14 protein-coding genes are annotated in these 19,261 nt (G+C 42.1%); 13 read left to right on the forward strand and 1 reads right to left on the reverse strand.

Translation table 11 applies throughout. The annotated features are described in order from the left end of the window. The first annotated feature begins 208 nt into the window (after positions 1 to 208). The 8 genes from rpsT to NAF17_RS02240 all read left to right on the forward strand — a co-directional run bounded on the left by rpsT (position 209) and on the right by NAF17_RS02240 (position 7,669). Positions 209 to 463 (forward strand): 30S ribosomal protein S20, encoded by a 255-nt coding sequence (rpsT, locus tag NAF17_RS02205; RefSeq protein ID WP_252756345.1) that lies wholly within the window; start codon positions 209 to 211, stop codon positions 461 to 463. A gap of 101 nt (positions 464 to 564) precedes the next feature. Next, positions 565 to 1,263, forward strand: coding sequence for a RadC family protein (radC, locus tag NAF17_RS02210; protein ID WP_252756346.1), 699 nt, complete (start codon positions 565 to 567; stop codon positions 1,261 to 1,263). A gap of 109 nt (positions 1,264 to 1,372) precedes the next feature. After that, positions 1,373 to 1,612, forward strand: coding sequence for a hypothetical protein (locus tag NAF17_RS02215; protein ID WP_252756347.1), 240 nt, complete (start codon positions 1,373 to 1,375; stop codon positions 1,610 to 1,612). Positions 1,613 to 2,198: 586 nt separating this feature from the next. Beyond that, entirely contained in the window at positions 2,199 to 4,598 is a 2,400-nt protein-coding gene (pheT, locus tag NAF17_RS02220; RefSeq protein ID WP_252756348.1) for a phenylalanine--tRNA ligase subunit beta, read from the forward strand. A gap of 81 nt (positions 4,599 to 4,679) precedes the next feature. After that, entirely contained in the window at positions 4,680 to 4,970 is a 291-nt protein-coding gene (locus tag NAF17_RS02225; RefSeq protein ID WP_252756349.1) for a hypothetical protein, read from the forward strand. A gap of 21 nt (positions 4,971 to 4,991) precedes the next feature. Further along, complete coding sequence (locus NAF17_RS02230; protein WP_121246295.1) at positions 4,992 to 5,285, forward strand: cell division protein ZapA; 294 nt, start codon at positions 4,992 to 4,994, stop codon at positions 5,283 to 5,285. 224 nt (positions 5,286 to 5,509) lie between these two features. Continuing rightward, positions 5,510 to 7,075, forward strand: a complete 1,566-nt coding sequence (rny, locus tag NAF17_RS02235; RefSeq protein WP_252756350.1) for a ribonuclease Y — start codon at positions 5,510 to 5,512, stop codon at positions 7,073 to 7,075. Positions 7,076 to 7,132: 57 nt separating this feature from the next. Next, positions 7,133 to 7,669: an Mpo1 family 2-hydroxy fatty acid dioxygenase gene (locus tag NAF17_RS02240; protein ID WP_252756351.1), complete on the forward strand. Its 537-nt coding sequence runs from the start codon at positions 7,133 to 7,135 to the stop codon at positions 7,667 to 7,669. Between the two features lie 322 nt (positions 7,670 to 7,991). Here the strand turns inward: NAF17_RS02240 and NAF17_RS02245 are convergent, their stop codons facing one another. Then, positions 7,992 to 9,746 (reverse strand): bifunctional lysophospholipid acyltransferase family protein/GNAT family N-acetyltransferase, encoded by a 1,755-nt coding sequence (locus NAF17_RS02245; protein WP_252756352.1) that lies wholly within the window; start codon positions 9,744 to 9,746, stop codon positions 7,992 to 7,994. Between the two features lie 63 nt (positions 9,747 to 9,809). Here NAF17_RS02245 and NAF17_RS02250 point away from each other — a divergent pair, with 63 nt between their 5' ends. The 5 genes from NAF17_RS02250 to NAF17_RS02270 all read left to right on the forward strand — a co-directional run bounded on the left by NAF17_RS02250 (position 9,810) and on the right by NAF17_RS02270 (position 19,253). Then, complete coding sequence (locus tag NAF17_RS02250) at positions 9,810 to 10,643, forward strand: ComEA family DNA-binding protein (protein WP_252756353.1); 834 nt, start codon at positions 9,810 to 9,812, stop codon at positions 10,641 to 10,643. After that, positions 10,640 to 11,167, forward strand: coding sequence for an adenine phosphoribosyltransferase (locus NAF17_RS02255; protein WP_252756354.1), 528 nt, complete (start codon positions 10,640 to 10,642; stop codon positions 11,165 to 11,167). The genes NAF17_RS02250 and NAF17_RS02255 overlap by 4 nt, the downstream gene beginning before the upstream one ends. Positions 11,168 to 11,416: 249 nt before the next feature. Continuing rightward, the gene (locus NAF17_RS02260; RefSeq protein WP_252756355.1) at positions 11,417 to 13,876 is read left to right on the forward strand and encodes a glycoside hydrolase family 31 protein; all 2,460 of its coding nucleotides are present in this window, start codon (positions 11,417 to 11,419) and stop codon (positions 13,874 to 13,876) included. Positions 13,877 to 14,147: 271 nt separating this feature from the next. Continuing rightward, entirely contained in the window at positions 14,148 to 15,767 is a 1,620-nt protein-coding gene (gene susR, locus NAF17_RS02265; protein WP_252756356.1) for a SusR family glycan utilization regulator, read from the forward strand. Positions 15,768 to 16,289: 522 nt separating this feature from the next. After that, positions 16,290 to 19,253 (forward strand): SusC/RagA family TonB-linked outer membrane protein, encoded by a 2,964-nt coding sequence (locus NAF17_RS02270; RefSeq protein ID WP_252756357.1) that lies wholly within the window; start codon positions 16,290 to 16,292, stop codon positions 19,251 to 19,253. The last annotated feature ends 8 nt before the right edge of the window (positions 19,254 to 19,261 follow it).

Genomic DNA, 19,261 nt, shown 5'->3' on the forward strand with positions numbered 1-19,261 from the left:
TTTGTCCGTCCGTCCGGATGTGCCGTTGCTTGCGGACGGTTTGCGGACAAAACCCTCACTGTAGACCTCCCGATACCTATCGGGAGAACTTATGAACAACCCCTTATTTATCCACAATTGAAAAATAACGTAAATAGGCTTGCATATTTAAAAATGTGTCCCTATATTTGCAACCTCAAAATAAAGAAAAGAATAACAAAGCTATACGATGGCAAATCATAAATCATCCATAAAAAGAATCAGGTCAAACGCTGCTAAACGTCTGCGTAACAGGTATCAGGCAAAAACCACCAGAAATGCAATTAAGAAATTAAGAGGTACTACAACCAAGGTTGACGCTGCTCCTTTATTATCTAAAGTGATTTCAATGTTAGATCGTTTAGCTAAAAAGAATGTTATCCACAAAAACAAAGCTTCGAACAACAAATCAAAGCTTACTAAATTTGTAAACGCTTTAAGCTAACAGCTTAATTTAATAATATTTTAAAGGGATTGTGCATTATGCATTATCCCTTTTTTGTTGTTTTTTATTTCCTACTTTAGGCAAACAAAACCTAACCTCCTGTGGAAGATTACCCCAATAAAATAAGTATTAAAAGCTGGGCCGAAGAAGACCGTCCGCGCGAAAAACTAAGCGGGCAAGGCCGCCGTGCGCTTACGGATGCCGAGCTGATTGCCATATTAATAGGTAGCGGCAGCCGCAACGAAAGCGCCGTTGAACTAAGCAAGCGCATCCTGCACCATTATGAGAACGACCTAAACAAGCTTGGCAAGGCATCTATCAGCGAATTAAGCAAGTTTAAAGGCATCGGCGAAGCCAAGGCAATATCTATTATAGCTGCCCTTGAAATAGGCCGTAGAAGAGGCGATACAGAAATAAAAGTATTGGACGAGGTAAAGAGCAGCGGCGATGGTTACAACATTATGCGCCGCCATTTAATGGATTTGAACCACGAAGAGTTTTGGATCATGCTGATAGGCCGGTCAAGTAAAGTGCTGGCTAAAGAATTGGTGAGCAAAGGTGGCTTAAGCGGTACTGTTGCCGACCCGAAGATCATCTTCCACATGGCATTGCAGCACCAGGCAAGCGCTATTATTATGGTGCATAACCATCCGTCGGGCAACTTAAAACCAAGCAGGGAAGACCTGGTGCTCACCAAAAAAATAGCCGATGCAGGCCGCATGCTGGATATTAACGTACTGGATCATCTCATTATAACCGATAGCGGGTACTTTAGCTTTGGGGATGAAGGGTTGCTGTAATTTGTTCCCAACCGTCATTACCCTTAATCGCTAAAATCTGTTTAATCCCGGTTCAAACAACCAGCCTCCTGCAACGTTCTATCATTACAGAACTTAAAAACCGCAAACTATGATAAACGCACCAAAAGAGCAGGACGATCAGTTACAACAGGATGATCAGCTAAGCCAAACCGAAAACGAAGACCAGATGAGCCAGCAGGATGTGCATGGCAACGGGTTTGACGATACCAACGAAGATATTGGCGAAACCGACGAAAGCAGCCAGGCACAACGCGCCTACGATGCCGCAGAGCCATCATATACCCTTAACCTGGATGATGATGACACCAGCACCGCCGATGACGAATAGTTAAACGATGTTTTGTCTGTCCGTCCGTCCGGAAGTGTGCGCACTTGCGGACGGACGGACAGCACAGCGTTCTGTTTAGTAAAGCCCAATACCCTACAGCTATCAATTTATTGCCAAAAAATAAACGTTAACATCCCCAACGTTAGCGTAATTGGTAACCAACCTTAATCCACACCGGTACTTTATTGGTACTGCTAAAAACATATAAACCACGGGTTTATATAATACCCCTCCCTTACTAATATATATAGACATATAAAATCAGACGGCTGTGTAACGTGGTTTCTGTAAGTTTACTTTGGAGTATACAAATTTACACATAAATATTTGATTTACAAATGGTTATTAAAAATAAACTTCATTAATATTGCTAATGCAAGGGTGTCCGTCCGTCCGGGGGAGCCGACATTGGCGGACAAAAAGCGGACAGCCGGTGAAGCGTCCGTAACTGTCCGCAGGCAACGGCATCTGCGGACGGACGGACACCCCTCTCGTTGGAAGAGAATAGTGTTTCAAAAACCTTTCTCCTTTTACCTTTAACCTTTCGTCTCCAAATCCTATCTTTACCGATTATCATTCTCCTATAATGAAGATATCGTATAACTGGCTTAAAGAATTTATTGATACCGATAAAACCCCTCAGGAATTATCTACCATACTTACAGGTACCGGCTTAGAGGTGGAGAGCCTCGAGAAGGTGCAGGCCATCCCCGGCGGTTTAGAAGCCCTGGTGATAGGTTACGTTAAAGAATGTGTTGATCACGCCAACTCCGACCATCTGCATGTTACCAAGGTAGATGTAGGCACGGGCGAGGACCTGCAAATTGTTTGCGGGGCGCATAACGTTGCGGCAGGCCAAAAAGTAGTAGTGGCAACCGTGGGTACAACCATATACCCAACCGTTGGCGAGCCGTTCAGCATCAAAAAATCGAAGATCAGGGGCGAGGTATCCGAAGGGATGATCTGTGCCGAAGATGAGATAGGCTTAGGGCATGACCATGCGGGTATTATGGTGCTTGATGCCGATGTTGCTGTAGGCACTTTAGCTAAAGATTACTTTAAGCTGAACGACGATTACCTGTACGAGATTGGCCTGACCCCAAACCGTGCCGACGCGGCATCGCACCTGGGTACGGCACGTGATATTGCCGCTTTTTTAAAGCTGGGCATCAAAAAGCCCGATGTAAGCGCCTTTAAGGTTGATAGCGATACCAACCCTATACAGGTGGTGGTACAGAATGAAGCTGCCGCCCCAAGGTATAGTGGCTTAACTATCTCTGATATTAAGGTGGGCGAGTCGCCCGTGTGGTTAAAAGAGCGTTTGGCCGTAATAGGCGTGCGAAGCATTAACAACGTTGTAGATGTTACCAATTACATACTGCACGAACTTGGGCAGCCCCTGCATGCTTTTGATGCTGCTGCCATAACCGGCAACAAGGTTATTGTAAAGAATGTAACCGAAGGCACCGTATTTAAAACTTTAGACGATGTTGACCGTAAGCTAAGCGCCGATGACCTGATGATATGCAATGCCGATGAGGCTATGTGTATTGCCGGTGTGTTTGGCGGTGCAAAAAGCGGTGTAAGCGAAAGTACTACCGGTATCTTTTTAGAAAGTGCTTATTTCAACGCTGTAGCGGTGCGTAAAACATCCAAAAGGTTTGGGTTAAAGACAGACGCCTCGTTCCGTTTTGAGCGTGGTACCGACCCGGATATGACCGTATTTGCCCTTAAACGAGCGGCCCTGCTCATACAGCAGGTAGCAGGCGGTAAGGTTACGTCAGAAATTTTTGACCATTACCCGCAGCCGGTAGCGGGGTTCCCTGTCGAGATCACCTATAACACTATCGACAGGCTGATCGGTAAAGCCATTGGTAACGATACCATCAAAAGCATTATTACCGCTTTGGATATTAAGATCGTTAACGAAACCACCGAAGGTTTATCGCTTGAAGTACCCCCGTACCGTGTGGATGTAACCCGCGATGTGGATGTGGTGGAAGAGATACTGCGCATTTACGGTTACAACAATATCGAGATCCCTACCCAGATCAGGGCGTCGCTGAATAATTCAGTTCGTCCCGAGAAAGATACCGTGCAAAACGTAATTTCCGACCTGCTGAGCGCGAACGGCTTTAACGAGATGCTGGCCAATTCGCTTACCAAACTGGCTTATTCGGATAACCTCGAAGCTGCCGTAAAAATAGTGAACCCGTTAAGCAGCGACCTGGATGCTATGCGCCAAACCCTGTTATACTCGGGTTTAGAGGCTATCGCCTATAACCAAAACCGCCGCAATGCCAATTTGAAGTTTTACGAGTTTGGCAAGGTGTATAACACCAAAGAAGATAAGTATATCGAAACACAACGTTTCAGCATTTTCATCACCGGCGCCGATATCGCCGAGCAATGGAACCAAAAGCAAAAGCCGGTAACATTTTACAACCTTAAAGCTATTGTAGATGGTATTCTTAAGCGCCTTAAAATTACCGATGTGGTGGTTGAAGATAGCACTTGCAGCAAACTTGCCTTTGGTTTACAGTACATGCTTAACGGCAAGCAACTGGTTAAATTTGGGCAGGTAGGTGCAAACGCGTTAAAAAAGGTTGATGTAGATAAAGAAGTGTTTTATGCCGATTTTAACTTCGATGTGGTACTGAATGCCGTACGCAAGAATGTGATTGTTTACCAGGAAGTATCAAAGTTCCCGGCGGTGCGCAGGGATCTGAGTATGCTGGTAGATCTGTCCGTTACTTTCGGACAACTGAAGCAGATAGCCGGACGGACGGACAAAAAACTGCTGAAAGAAGTAAATGTATTTGACGTTTACCAGGGTGATAAACTGCCTGCGGGCAAAAAATCTTACGCGTTAAGCTTTGTGCTGCAAGACACCGAAAAAACCCTAACAGATAAAGCAGTTGATGCCGTGATGCAAAAATTAATTTATAATTTAGGCAAAGAAGCAGGAGCGGAGATCCGTAAATAGTGAGTGGTTGATTGGCGAGTAGTTAAGTAGTTGTAAACAAGAACCATTCACCATCAACCCAATCAACCAATAACCAAATAAATGGCCTCAGTAGCAGAACAATTAAGTAAAGTTGTAGAAAAAACAGAGCGGTTAATAGAGCTTTGTGCTGCGTTGCAGGAAGAGAATGACCTGCTTAAACTGGAAAGTGAAGCATTAAATGTGGCCCTAAAAGCCAGTACAAACAAGACCAAGGACCTCGAAGAAAAGCTTCGTGTGTTAAAGCTGGCAAAGTCGTTTTCAGAAACAAATGAAAAAAGTGTTGACATTAAGCAAAAAATTAACGACTTTGTGCAGGAAATAGATAAGTGTATTGTATTGCTGAAAAAGTAATACAGAAAGTGAAAAGCTCAGATGGGAGAAATCTCAATAAAAATAAATATTGCTGACAGAGTTTACCCCTTAAAGGTAAACATGGAAGAAGAGGAAATTATAAGACGAGCAGCTAAGCTGATCAACGACCGTATAAAAGAATATCAAGAGAATTACGCGGTTAGGGATAAACAAGATTTGCTTTCGATGTGTGTGCTGCATTATGCAACATCGTCATTAAAAGCGGATAAGAAAGTTACTACGGATGATACCGAGGTAGCCGAAAAGGTTTATCAATTGGATCACTTACTGAACGATTTTTTTTCGAAACAATAACGTTCTTACATATAACAGAGCCATTTTAAGATTTAACCGCAGTTAAATTTTAAGTTTCACTATTAAAAACTTAACGCTTCAATATCTTCGGATTACAAAGAGGCATGCGTTGATCGTGTATTTAACGGTAACCCGTGATCCACTCCATCCGACAAGAAGTTTTAACAATACATGACACTTAGAAGTTTAGTTGCGGTTTTTTTATTTTATAACCTAAATAACCAATGAACACCATATTATACATCATTATTGGGCTGCTCGCGGGCACCCCAACAGGAATTGTCATAGGGCGTTTCCTGCTACGTAAACTCTTTAAAGACCAGGAAGTAAATGCTCAGAACAAGGTAAAAAAGATCTTGAAAGACGCTGAGAACAACGCTGAGATACTTAAAAAGAACCGCCAGCTTGAAGCAAAAGAGAAGTTTTTGCAGATGAAAGCCGAGCATGAGCAGGAAGTAAACGCTAAAAACAACGTATTAAACCAACGCGAGAACGGCATCAAACAAAAAGAGCAATCTTTTAACCAGAAGCTGGAAAACATGACCCGCAAGGAAACGGAAGTAGACAACGCGCGTAAAAAACTGGAAGCCCAAACCGATATCCTGATCAAAAAACAGGAAGAGGTTGACATACTGAAGAACCAGCATGTACAGCAATTGGAGACTATTGCCGGCTTATCAGCAGATGAGGCGCGCGATCAGTTGGTAGACAACCTGCGCGAAGAAGCACGCAGTAAGGCCATGGCGCAGATCAAGGATATTGTTGACGAAGCTAAGCTAACCGCTACCAAAGAGGCTAAAAAGATCGTTATCCAAACCATCCAGCGTACCGCTACAGAAAGTGCTATCGAGAACACGGTATCTATCTTCAATATTGAAAATGACGAGATTAAAGGCCGTATCATCGGTCGCGAAGGTCGTAACATCCGTGCGCTGGAAGCAGCAACCGGTATCGAGATCATTGTGGATGACACACCAGAGGCCATTATCCTTTCGGGCTTTGACCCGGTTCGTCGTGAGATCGCCCGTTTGGCCATGCACCGTTTGGTAACAGACGGACGTATCCACCCGGCACGTATCGAGGAAGTAGTTGCTAAAACCAAAAAGCAGATAGAAGAAGAAATTGTTGAGATAGGCGAGCGTACCGTTATCGATTTGGGTATCACCGGGCTTCACCCCGAGTTGATCAGGATGGTAGGGCGTATGCGTTACCGCTCATCATACGGGCAAAACCTGTTACAGCACTCGCGCGAGGTAGCAAACTTCTGCGCTACTATGGCAGCAGAACTTGGCTTAAATGTTAAATTGGCTAAACGCGCAGGTTTACTGCACGATATTGGTAAAGTGCCTGATGATAACCCGGAATTGCCACATGCAATTTTAGGTATGCAGCTTGCCGAGAAATATAAAGAACACCCTGAAGTTTGTAATGCCATTGGCGCCCACCACGATGAGGTGGAAATGACATCGATGCTATCACCAATAATACAGGTTTGTGACGCTATTTCAGGCGCAAGACCGGGTGCAAGGCGCGAAGTTGTAGAAGGTTACATCAAGCGCTTAAAAGAGCTTGAAGAGCTTGCATTATCGTACCCCGGTGTCGAAAAAACATTTGCTATACAGGCAGGCCGCGAATTACGCGTTGTGGTAGAAAGCGAAAAGATTAGTGATGCACAATCAGAGATCTTAGCGGCAGATATCTCCAACCGCATCCAGACAGAAATGACCTACCCTGGTCAGATCAAGGTTACCGTGATCAGGGAAACCCGTTCGGTAGCGTTTGCCAAGTAATTAATAAGAAGCTTATACAGGCCCTCCCTCACACATAGGAGAGGGCTTTTTTGTTTTATGGGAAAGCAATATTCAAACATTAAACCTCAGCCGGCCAAACCCGGCGATCAACGCAAGATAGACGTGTACTTTAAGCGTTTAGATGCCAGCCATCAAAACCCAACCAACCAACTGATGCACTACTTTTTTGTACCGCTGATGGTGCTTGGCATACTGGGCATGGCTTGGGCTATCCCCTTCCCGCATATTGGTTTTATAGGTAAGTATAACGGCTACTTTAACTGGGCGTCGTTTATCATTGCGTTCGGTATTTACTACTATTTAAAGATGTCGCCGCTGTTATCCTACTTCGCGCTATTCTTGTTCTTTGGCTTAAGCTATGGCATTATGCAACTGGAACTTTACGAAAAAACAGGCGGGATAGAGCTAAGCGTTATCAGCGTAGCCATCCTAATGGTATCCCTTGCAGGCCAGTACATCGGCGGTAAAATAGAGGGCAACGAAAAATCTTTTAACGATGATACCAAACTGGCGCATATAACACCGCTTTGGGTGTTTTATAAGCTTACGCAGAGGTTTGGGTTGAGATATTAATTAGCTTTCAATCAAAATTAGATTTCATTGCCAACTGCTTTAGCTGACGGAATGTGAAATAAGTTATTTCGGCTTCAACCAAAACTTCGCAATTTCGGCTGAAGCCAATAGCATTTGCTGGTTATCCGTTTGCTAAAGCAGACGGCAATGATTACTTGTCGGCTTCCTGTCCAAAGGTATCGCACTTATAAACGGACGGACAAGGTAATATCAATCAGTTATGCTTAGCGATAGCGAAGCATCTAATAGCCAACATGCATCTTCAATAGTAAAGTTTAATAATAGATCCTTCGCTATCGCTCAGGATGACAAAGTAAATGGTTTACAGGTTCTTCCCCAATTTCTCTAACATATCCTGCGGTACTTGTTCCAGGTCTAAAACCAGGAAGCCATCCAGGCAATCGGCAAACTTAGGGTCGATGTTGAAGCTGATGATATGGGCGTTAAGGGTAAGGTACTGGCGAAGCAGCACAGGCACCTTCATATTATGCGCTTCCACTTCAGATATCAGGTTATCGAGGCCTTTAAACGTATCTCCTGCCGACATCAGCAGGTCGGTATCTATATTCTCAAAGTTTACTTTAAACTTCTTACGCGGCTTTACATACTGCGCCAACTCATGGTCGAAATGGTTGCGGTTAATATAATCTACAATAAGCGATTTGCTGAACTGCGAGAAAGAGTTGCTGATGCTTACCGGGCCTATCAGGTAACGGTAGCGCGGGTTATCAATCACAAACTTCAGGATGCCTTTCCATAACAGGAACAGGGGCAAAGGCTTCAATTGATATTCCTTACGGATCCATGAGCGGCCAAGCTCCAGGCTTTTCTTAAGCACCGGGGTAAACTGCTCTTTTATCTTGAACAGCTCGTTAATGTAGAAACCTTTTTTACCTACGCCGTAAAAGATCTCGTCGCCCAAACCAAGGCGGTAGGCGCCTACTATCATCCTTCCTTCGGTATCCCAAATAAAAAGGTGATGGTAATAAATGTCGTATTCATCAAGGTCGGTGGCTTTATTAGTGCCCTCGCCAACCTCGCGGAAGGTGATCTCGCGAAGGCGGCCAATCTCGCGGATCACGGTTGGGATCTGAGATGTTGGGGTAATGTATACCTCGTAATTCTTCTCTGTCCAAACCTTGTAGTTCTCACGCAGTCCATCAATTTCTTTCTCCAACTTAATGGCAGAGATTTCGGGAACTATTGCTTCGGGGAGGCTTTTTATTTTAAAAAGGTTGCGTGGGTTAAATAGCTTTTTCTCCTCATCCAAGCCTGCACCAAGGGCATAGGTTTTAGCACGAAGGAAGTTAAGTATGCTGGCGCTATTCCGGTTATCGGGAATATTCTCCACCTTTATAGGCTTGCCGATCCGCAGTTTAATGGTTTGTCCCTGCTTGTTAAATAACTCTGATGGTAGCTTAGCCGTGCGCAGGGCAGGGTGTATCATACTCAGCAGGTTAAACAGCAGGCCATTATTACCATGGAAATATATGGGCACAACGGGTACCTTAGCCTTGGCGATGATCTTGCCCACAACCGGATGCCAAAGGCGGTCGGTAACCTCGCGTTTTTCCAGTTTAAAGGTAGATACCTCTCCGGCAGGGAAAATACCTATAGGTGTACCGTTATTCAATAACTCAAGGGTGTTCTTTAACCCGCTGATGCTAGACGAATGTTCAACGTTCTCGAACGGGTTTACAGCTATAAAGTAATCGCTTAGGTTAGGAATCTTCTTTAATAAGAAGTTAGCCATCAGCTTGGCATCGGGCCTTACCATGGTTAGTATTTTAAGCAGGATAAGCCCTTCTATGCCACCATAAGGGTGGTTTGCTAACGCGATGAAAGCGCCATCCTTGGGGATGTGCCTCAACTCACGCTCGTCAAATTCGATCTCAATACCACAACCTTTTAAGATAGCGTCCACAAAATCAGGGCCTTGCTTGGGTTGGGCTTGGGCGAAAAGGTCGTTCACCTGGTTAATTTTCATCAGCTCCATTAACATGGCTGCTAACCCGGGCATTTTAAGGGTGTCCAGCTTGGTGGCTTTGGCAAACTCTTCGGTGGTTATAATTTTCATGCTGTGATTAACGCGATAAAAGTCTCAGAAATTACTAATTTAACGGCACTATAGCCATTGATAATGAAAACGCAGTTCAAAAATTACATATCCCTTACCAAAAAAGAATGGAACGGTATAGTTGTGCTGCTGGTACTGATTGCCGCTGTGCTTGCGGCCCCATATATTTATCAGTTCTATCACAAAGATAATACAATAAATGTAACGGAGTTTAACGCCGATTTTGCAGCGCTAAACCACGCCAATCCACGACTTTTAAACGGCCCTGAATCACCAAAAACCGACCTGTTTAAGTTCGATCCTAACACTGCATCAACAAAGGACTGGCAATGGCTTGGCATCACCGCAAAACAGGCCGCCGTCATCAAAAATTACACCACCAAAGGCGGCAGGTTCCGCAAGGCGGAGGACCTGCAAAAAATTTACGGATTGACCAAAGTTGATTACGCCCGCCTGGCACCATTCATCATCATCCCGGAGGAGAAAACGAAACCGAATGTAGTGGTAGAATTGAACTCGGCTGACTCTGCAAAACTTACCACCATAAATGGGATAGGAGGCGCCTTTGCCAAACGCATCTTCTACTACCGCGAACGCTTGGGTGGCTTTACATCTAAGGAACAACTGAAAGAGGTGTTCGGGATTGACGACCTGAAATACGATGAGATAAAAGGACAGGTTAAGGTTAATGCAGATCTCATCCGTAAGATCAACATCAACACCGTTACGTTTGACAAGCTAAGGCCGATGCCATACCTCAACTACAAGCAGGTGAACGCTATCATCGAATACCGCAACCAGCACGGCAATTACGCTTCCATCCACAATTTAGAGAACATTGCCATTATTGATGCTGATATTTTGCGTAAAATTGGCCCATATTTAATTTATAAATGATAGAGCAGCAGATCAAGACCGCTATCCGCGATATTCACGATTTTCCAAAGCCGGGCATCATCTTTAAAGATATTACCCCAATACTAAAAGACCCCGGGCTTTGTAGCAAAATAAACGATGCCTTTTTAGAAAAGATAAAAGACATGCAGATAGATGCCATTGCAGGCGTAGAGAGCCGCGGGTTCTTGTTCGGCCTGTCGTTAGCAACCAAACTGGGTGTGCCTTTTATACCGGTGCGTAAAGCAGGTAAGCTGCCCCATACGGTTAACCAAAAAGTTTACGAACTGGAGTATGGTACGGCCACCATCGAGATCCATACAGATGCCTTTGATCCGGGCGACCGCATCCTGATCCACGACGACCTGCTGGCTACAGGCGGCACCGTAACGGCCACCAGCGAACTGATCCAGGACATGGGCGGTATTATCGCAGGCTTTAGTTTTGTGGTTGGTTTAAGCTTTTTAAAGGGGGTAGAAAAAATAAGTCCCATCAGCAAAAACATAATCATATTGGCCGATTATTGATCTTATACAAAGATACGGATTAATATTCAACCTTATATTTTTGGTTGTTTAAATCATCAAAAACCCTCTAATTTTTAAAATTAGGGGTTTTTTAGGTTATAAAATATTTTTGGCGATTGATATTGATGCGCCATACGGCGAATGTGTTTTAATTTCAGCTATTATTTGGCAGCCAATACCAATATGCTGCCGGTGTTAAACAGGCCTAAGGCTGTTTAATAAACCATTGCTAAACCGTACAATAATAACATGAAATTAAATCGCTGTATAGCCATTACTGTAGTTTTTACGGCTTGTGCCCAACTCTTATCTGCCCAAAGCCCAATAAAACAGGTGGGCAAGGTAACCGCTGTTGCCGTAAACAACCAGGACATTGATATTACTACCGAGAATGCTTTTGTAAAGCTTACCGTGTATAGCCCCAACATCATAAGGTTCCGGATGGATAAGCAAAAGCTGGCGACCGATTTCTCATACGCCGTTATTAGCGAGCCGGTTAAAACCAAGGTAAACATCACCCAAAACAATGATGAGATAAACCTTACCACCGATTCGTTGAAGGTTAACATCCGCAAAAATCCGTACCAGGTAACCTTTAGCACCCTATCGGGCGAGGTGATCAACCAGGATGAAGCCGGCCTAACTACCTCATGGGTAAATGAAAGCGTTACCACCTATAAGCACATGCAGGATAATGAGCACTTTATTGGCCTGGGTGAAAAAACGGGCCCCCTGGACCGTAAAGGAAATGCTTACACACACTGGAACAGCGATACCTACGCATACACAACGGGGCAGGATCCTATCTACTCAACCATTCCGTTTTATATAGGTGTGCACCACAACGTGCAGTACGGGATATTTTTTGATAACACCTGGCAGTCTGATTTTAACTTCGGCGCCAGCAACAACAGGTTCTCCTCGTTTGGCGCTAAGGGTGGCGAAATGAATTATTACTTTGTATATAATAGCCACATTGCCGATATCATCAGATCTTACACCTCGCTTACCGGTTTAATGAAACTGCCACCACTTTGGAGCCTTGGCTACCAGCAAAACCGCTATAGTTACTATCCCGAGGCAGAGGTGATGCGCATTGCCGAAACCCTGCGCGAGAAAAAGATCCCTGCGGATGGTATCACCCTGGATATCCACTACATGGATAAATACAAGGTGTTTACCTGGGATGCCAACCGTTTCCCCGACCCAACCGCTATGATCAAAAAGCTGAATAATACCGGCTTTAAGGTAACCCTGATCGTTGACCCGGGTATTAAAGAAGAAAAAGGCTACGGCGTTTACGAGCGTGGGCTAAAAGAAGATATTTTTGCTAAATATCCCGATGGTACCAACTACACAGGCCAGGTTTGGCCGGGCTGGTGTAACTTTCCCGATTTTACAAACCCTAAAGGCCGTGCATGGTGGGGCCTCGAACTAAAGAAATACGCTGCCGAAGGGGTGAGTGGCATCTGGAACGATATGAACGAGTTTAGCACCTGGGGCCAGAAAGCGCCGGATAACATTCTGTTTAATTTTGAAGGTAAAATGGCATCGCACCCGCAGATCCATAACGTGTACGGTTTAGAAATGATCCGCGCGAGTTATGAAGGCTTTAAGGCAGCGCGCGATAATAAACGCCCGTTCATTTTAACCCGTTCTGGCTATGCAGGTTTACAACGCTATGCCGCTATCTGGACAGGGGATAACCGTGCCGAGAATGACCACATGCTGTTAGGGGTAAGGTTAATGAACAGCCTTGGCTTAAGCGGTGTGCCATTTGCAGGTATGGATATTGGTGGTTTTACCGGCGGTGCATCACCATCGTTATACGCCCGCTGGATGCAGATCGGCGCGTTTAACCCATACATGCGTAACCACTCGGGCATCAACTCCAAAGCATCAGAGCCATGGGCTTATGGCGAGGAAGTGTTAGAGATAACCCGTAACTATATTAACCTGCGTTATCGCTTGCTGCCATACCTTTACTCGAGCTTTTACGATGCTACCCAAACCGGCAACCCTATTATGCGCTCGCTTACTATTGATTATACGCATGATGAGAACGTGTACAACGGCCAGTACGAAAACCAGTATATGTTTGGTAAAGCATTTTTGGTGTTTCCGTTTGACGGGGTAACCAATTATGGTAAGCTATACTTCCCGGCAGGTAAATGGTATAACCTGTACAACGGGCAGGTACAACAGGGGAACCAAAAAGTAGCGCTCGACCTCGGTATCTCTCAATTACCGGTTTATGTAAAAGAGAGCAGCATTATCCCGATGCAATCGCAAATACAAACCACGGCAGAAAAACCTACCGATACGCTTTATGTGCACGTTTACAAAGGCGACGTAAACAATAAGTTTGTTTATTACGAGGATGATGGAGAAAGCTTCGATTATGAAAAAGGTGATTTCTACAAACGTGTTATCACTTACGATGCGGCTAAAAAAGCCATCTCGTTTGCAAAAGTGGAAGGCTCTGGAAAATCGAAATTCAATAATATTAAATTATTACTGCATGGCTTTGGCGATAATCCTGCTATAAAACTTAACGGCAAACAAAGTAAGGTCGAAAACAGCTTCGAAGCTTTAATGACGCCCATTTCAAGGTTCGACCCTACTGGTTTATCAAACCCTGTTGAGGGCGAAAAGGTAAAAAGCTTACTAATTAAAAATACAAGCGGCCAATTTAGCATCAGCTATTAGTTTTTAATAGATTTTAGCAATTTATATAGTAACCCGCATCTTATTTTTAAGATGCGGGCTTTTTTATTAGTGTATTTGCAAAAGTACACACTGTTTAAAATTTTTGGTTGATTATTGCTAATATTACGTTTAGGAGAGTTAGTAGTTATTCTATAAAAACTGAACATTTATCGCAGTTAAAAGGGTTGAATATTTAACTTTATGCTTTTTTGCAAGTATAATTTTAGGACTTAATTAAAGTGTTAATTGTATTCCCTGTTATAATTTAAATATGAGATTTTTTCTAAAGGTTTTATTTACGATGCTGCTTGCGTACCCGGCCGTTTCTTTAGGTTACGGTACTGATAGTTTGCTTACAGCCTTAAAAACAGAGATTAGTAAAAAAAATATTTATGAAGGCAAAAAGCAAACCAGGATACTTAGTCTTAAGCAGCAACAACACGCCACGTCAAGGCTTGATTATGCCAAACAGTACGACTTATGCATTAAATTGTATGATGAATATAAATCATACCAATATGATTCGGCCTATGTTTATGTAAATAAGCTAAAGGAACTAAGCGTATCAATGAACGATATGTCGAGGTCCTATTACAGCCAGATCAAATTGGGTTTTATCCTCCTTTCGTCGGGCATGTTTAAGGAAACTTTTGACAGCATGAGTAAGGTTAATCCAAAAGTGCTTAACGATTCGATGAAGGTGGAGTACTATTTTATTATGTACCGCTGTAACAGCGATCTTGCCAAATACAACAATGATAAATATTCATCTCCGGGCTATATTAAAACCAGTAATGCCTATATCGATTCGGCCATCGGTCTAACCAAAAAGGGATCGACAGAGTGGATGCATTATACAGGGTTAAAGGATGCGCAAATTGGCAATGAGCCAACAGGCAATGACGAACTAAGCAAAATATTAAAGTCGGGCAGGCCAATTTCTATGCACCTGCGGGCTATGATTAATTGTTCGCTTGCCATTACTTATCTAAACTCCAATAGGAAAGAAGAAGCGTTACCTTTACTCATTCAATCGGCCATTGCAGATGTTAAATCATCAACAAAAGAAACTGTAGCGTTATTTACCCTTGCAGAGCAGCTTTACAAAACAGGTAATATAAAAGATGCTTACGCTTTTATTCAACTGGCTAAATCTGATGCTGATTTTTATGGTGCAAGGCAGCGTAAAATACAGATCGGGGCTATATTACCGTTGGTAGCTGCCGAGGAACTAAACCATTCCGAGAACGAGAAGCATACCATATTAATGTACCTTTTGGCTATAACCGCCCTGGCATCATTGGTTATATTGTTTTTGGTTATGATATACAAACAGTTAGGGAAACTTAAACACAAAGAGCATATCATTGAAGAACAGAATATCCAGTTGAAAGATATAAATCACAAGTTAGGGGAAGATGCGCACATTAAAGAAGAATATATAGGGCAGTTTTTTAAGATCATATCAGGCTATATTTTAAAACTGGAGAAATTAAAAATGTCGGTAGATACTAAATTGTCTATAAAGAAATACGATGATATCCGGCTGATAGTAAATAACATCAATATAAAAAAGGAGCGGGAAGCGTTATATTACAGCTTCGACCATATTTTTTTAAAAATTTTCCCAAACTTTATACCGGTATTTAATTCTCAGTTTGAAGAAAAAGACCAGGTATGGCCACACGAGCATGAGGTGTTAAATACGGATCTGCGCATATTCGCGCTTATTCGCATGGGCATAAATGATAACGAAACTATCGCGAAAATTTTAGAATATTCTGTAAATACCATTTACGTATATAAAATGCGTATCAAAGCCAAAGCCAAAAACCCCGACCGGTTTGAACAGTGTATCATGAACATTAAGGCCGTTGCAGCCGTTGAATAATTAAATTTTAAATTGTAATATTTCTGATACTTTAAAAACTATATAAGTAACCTAATTGGTAGGTTTTGTAAAGAAAAACCGTTAACTAAGTTTATATTTTTTAGGGTGTTTTAACAATTAAAACATTGATAAACAAGTATTTATGTTTTTTAAAGTTTATATTTTTTTGTAACGCCAATAAAGTAGTAGGGAATGAGCCGTGAGACATACATCTTTGTATTCAGATAAAAAGTTTTTTGAGCTTAACCAACTTTAAAAACCAGATATGTAGCTTTAAAGAGCGCATTTATAAACCAATATATACTGTTTCAATTTTTCGAGTTTTTATTACACAACTAACTATTGTGTGCGTCTGTAAATTTGTTTGCCTGTTTTAATAGCGTAAGCCATTTCCGGAGATTCATATGAACCATGTACTAACAATTATATAACCAATTATTAATTAAACCCCAAACTATGCAAATTAAAAACTTACTCACACTATGTTTTTTTGCTTTAACTTGTTTCTTTGTTCAGCCAGTATTGGCTCAAAACAAAGTTATTACAGGTAAGGTAACTGACAAAAAAGACGGTTCAACGCTTATTGGCGTATCTATTGGTGCCACAGGCGGTGTTGGCACCTTAACAAGTGCAGACGGTACCTTCAGGCTTTCTATACCTGCAAGCACAACTTCTTTAAATATAACCTATATAGGTTATAAAGCCCAGGTAGTAAACCTTGAGGGCAAAACATTTTTGGCTGTAAGTCTTGAGTCGACAAATACAGCGTTAAATGAAGTTGTTGTTATCGGTTACGGTACACAGCGTATTAAAGATGCAACAGGCTCTGTAGCTTCATTAAGTCCTAAAGATTTTAACAAGGGTATTATTACAACTCCAGACCAGTTATTACAAGGGCGTATTTCGGGCGTACAGGTTACACCATCAAGTGGTGAGCCAGGCGCGGCTGCTACTATTAATATTCGTGGTGCCGGTTCTATTCGTTCTGGCGATGGTCCGTTATATGTAGTAGATGGTATTCCGTTAGATAATGGTGGTACATCTGGCGGCTACGGCGTAGGTGCAGGCAGCTCATCAGCACGTAATCCGTTGGCATTTCTTAATCCGGCCGATATCGAAAATATATCTGTATTAAAAGATGCATCATCTGCTGCTATATATGGTTCTCGTGGTGCAAATGGTGTAATATTAATTACCACACGCAAGGGCCGTAAAGGGCAGGGCGTCCAGTTCTCTGCAAATACGAGTCTTGCCACAACAGCAAAAAGATATGATATACTTAACCGTAGTCAGTTTCTTGAAGCAGTAGCAGCAGTGGGTGCTAATGCAGGCCCTGCATCGTCAGGTGGTGTTGATTACGGAGGCAACACGGATTGGCAAAAGGAAATTTTCCGTACAGCAATATCTCAAAACTATAATGTTGGTTTTGGTGGTGCAAACAATACATCTAACTATCGCGCATCAATCGGTTATGATGACCAGAAAGGCATTGTTAAAAATTCTGGGCTTAAACGTTTAAATGCACGTATCAACGCTTCCAAATCATTTTTTAGTGAGCGGTTGAAATTTGATCTACAATCAGCTTATTCAAACGTAAAAAATCAATTTGCTCCAGTTACAAACAATGCTGGTTTCAACGGTAGTTTAATTGGTGCGGCTATTCAACTTAACCCAACTGCACCTGTATTTGATGACCAAGGCCGTTATTTTAATTTAAACGGTTATAACTCTGATGGCTTCCCTAACGGTAATGGCTTTAGAAATCCGGTTTCATTACTAAACCAAATAGATGATAGGGATAATATTAATAGGTACTTAAATAACCTTACTATGACTGTTAGGTTATTTGAAGGCCTCTCTTACAAAGGAAACTTTGGAGCTGATATATCAAGGGGTGTTAGAAAAACGTACTACGATCCCAAAGTTGTTGGTTACACCGATGCAATTGGTATCAGACAAGTTAATTTCCCTTCTCCAACAGGTAATGGTACTGCAATTAATCAGTATAATGAATTAACAAATTATACTACTGAGCATACTTTAAACTATGATAAAAAATGGAGCAACAATAGCAGTTTAACTGCCTTATTAGGTTATTCATACCAGACATTTAAAAACTTTAATCGTAATGAATTTGGGTTTAAAACAGCTCAGCCAGGTGTATTAGTTAAAAATTATAATGATTTTCAGCAACACTTGCCTTACCCTGTAGGAGATAGCTCGAGCTATCGTTTGCAGTCGTATTTTGCACGTGTAAATTACTCGTACAAAGATAGATACATTGTAACCGGTACAATACGCCGCGATGGTTCTACCCGCTTTGGTAATAACAACAAATATGGTAACTTCCCGGCTGTTGCAGTTAAATGGCGCATAAGCAGTGAAAGCTTTATGCCTAAAGGTGGCTTTTTTGAAGATTTAAGTTTAAGACTGAATTACGGTAAAACGGGTAACCAAGAAATACCATCTTATGCATCTTTGGATGTTGTGCGTCAACTGAACTTCGATGGAACTGCAGTTACATCAGATTACCAGGGTAATCCCGATTTGAAATGGCAAGCCAACACCACTTACGGTGCAGGTTTAGATTTCTCATTAATAAAAGGTCGTTTAAACGGATCGTTTGACTATTTTAATAAATCAATTACCGACTTGCTTTTTTACCAGGATATTGCACAACCATCATTATCTTCCAGGGTTTACTTAAACCTGCCTGCTAAAGTTGAGAACAAAGGGGTTGAGTTAGGTTTAAATTTTGCCGCTATACAGGGTCCGAAATTTACCTGGGATATTTCGTATAACATGACTATTATAAAGAGCAGCGTAAGTAACTTTGTTGGTCGTAACATAGTAACAGGTAATGTTGATGGTCAAGGTTTATCAGGTGCATATGCACAGATCATTGCAAATGGTTATCCTTTATTTAGTTTTAACGTGCCAAATTATAGTGGTTTAGATGCAAACGGCTTTGGTATTTACCCTCAAGGTATAGATGCATTGACTATACAAGGAAGCCCTAATCCTAAATTTACCGCTGGTTTAACCAACAATTTTAATTATGGTAACTTTAGCCTAAGCTTTTTCTTAAATGCTGCTACTGGTTTCCAAATTTACAATAATACAGCTAATGCTTTTTTTTACAAAGGCAACCTTGTTAGCGGCCGTAACGTAACTAAAGCAGTAGCTGCTACGAATGAAAATGCTCTTAACTCTGGAGAGGTGTCAACACGTTTCCTTGAAAAAGGTGATTTCTTGAGACTAAGCAATGCTACGGTTGGTTATACATTCCCATTACAAAAAAGTGTATTTAAATCTTTTAGGTTATCCTTAACAGGTCAAAACTTGTTTTTGATTACCAGCTACAGCGGTCTTGATCCTGAGGTAAACACAGATAAGCAAAGAAATGATGTTGCTTCACGAGGTATTGATTATACATCTTACCCTAAAGCAAGAATATTTACATTAGGTTTAAACGCAAGTTTTTAAATAAATAT

The sequence above is a fragment of the Mucilaginibacter aurantiaciroseus genome, from assembly GCF_024055595.1.
Lineage (GTDB): Bacteria > Bacteroidota > Bacteroidia > Sphingobacteriales > Sphingobacteriaceae > Mucilaginibacter > Mucilaginibacter aurantiaciroseus.

Bases quoted from the DNA above. Each gene is read 5' to 3' on its own strand.
- rpsT (WP_252756345.1), top strand. From the start codon at position 209: ATGGCAAATCATAAATCATCCATAAAAAGAATCAGGTCAAACGCTGCT.
- NAF17_RS02215 (WP_252756347.1), top strand. From the start codon at position 1,373: ATGATAAACGCACCAAAAGAGCAGGACGATCAGTTACAACAGGATGAT.
- pheT (WP_252756348.1), top strand. From the start codon at position 2,199: ATGAAGATATCGTATAACTGGCTTAAAGAATTTATTGATACCGATAAA.
- NAF17_RS02225 (WP_252756349.1), top strand. From the start codon at position 4,680: ATGGCCTCAGTAGCAGAACAATTAAGTAAAGTTGTAGAAAAAACAGAG.
- NAF17_RS02230 (WP_121246295.1), top strand. From the start codon at position 4,992: ATGGGAGAAATCTCAATAAAAATAAATATTGCTGACAGAGTTTACCCC.
- rny (WP_252756350.1), top strand. From the start codon at position 5,510: ATGAACACCATATTATACATCATTATTGGGCTGCTCGCGGGCACCCCA.
- NAF17_RS02240 (WP_252756351.1), top strand. From the start codon at position 7,133: ATGGGAAAGCAATATTCAAACATTAAACCTCAGCCGGCCAAACCCGGC.
- NAF17_RS02245 (WP_252756352.1), bottom strand. From the start codon at position 9,746: ATGAAAATTATAACCACCGAAGAGTTTGCCAAAGCCACCAAGCTGGAC.
- NAF17_RS02250 (WP_252756353.1), top strand. From the start codon at position 9,810: ATGAAAACGCAGTTCAAAAATTACATATCCCTTACCAAAAAAGAATGG.
- NAF17_RS02255 (WP_252756354.1), top strand. From the start codon at position 10,640: ATGATAGAGCAGCAGATCAAGACCGCTATCCGCGATATTCACGATTTT.
- NAF17_RS02260 (WP_252756355.1), top strand. From the start codon at position 11,417: ATGAAATTAAATCGCTGTATAGCCATTACTGTAGTTTTTACGGCTTGT.
- susR (WP_252756356.1), top strand. From the start codon at position 14,148: ATGAGATTTTTTCTAAAGGTTTTATTTACGATGCTGCTTGCGTACCCG.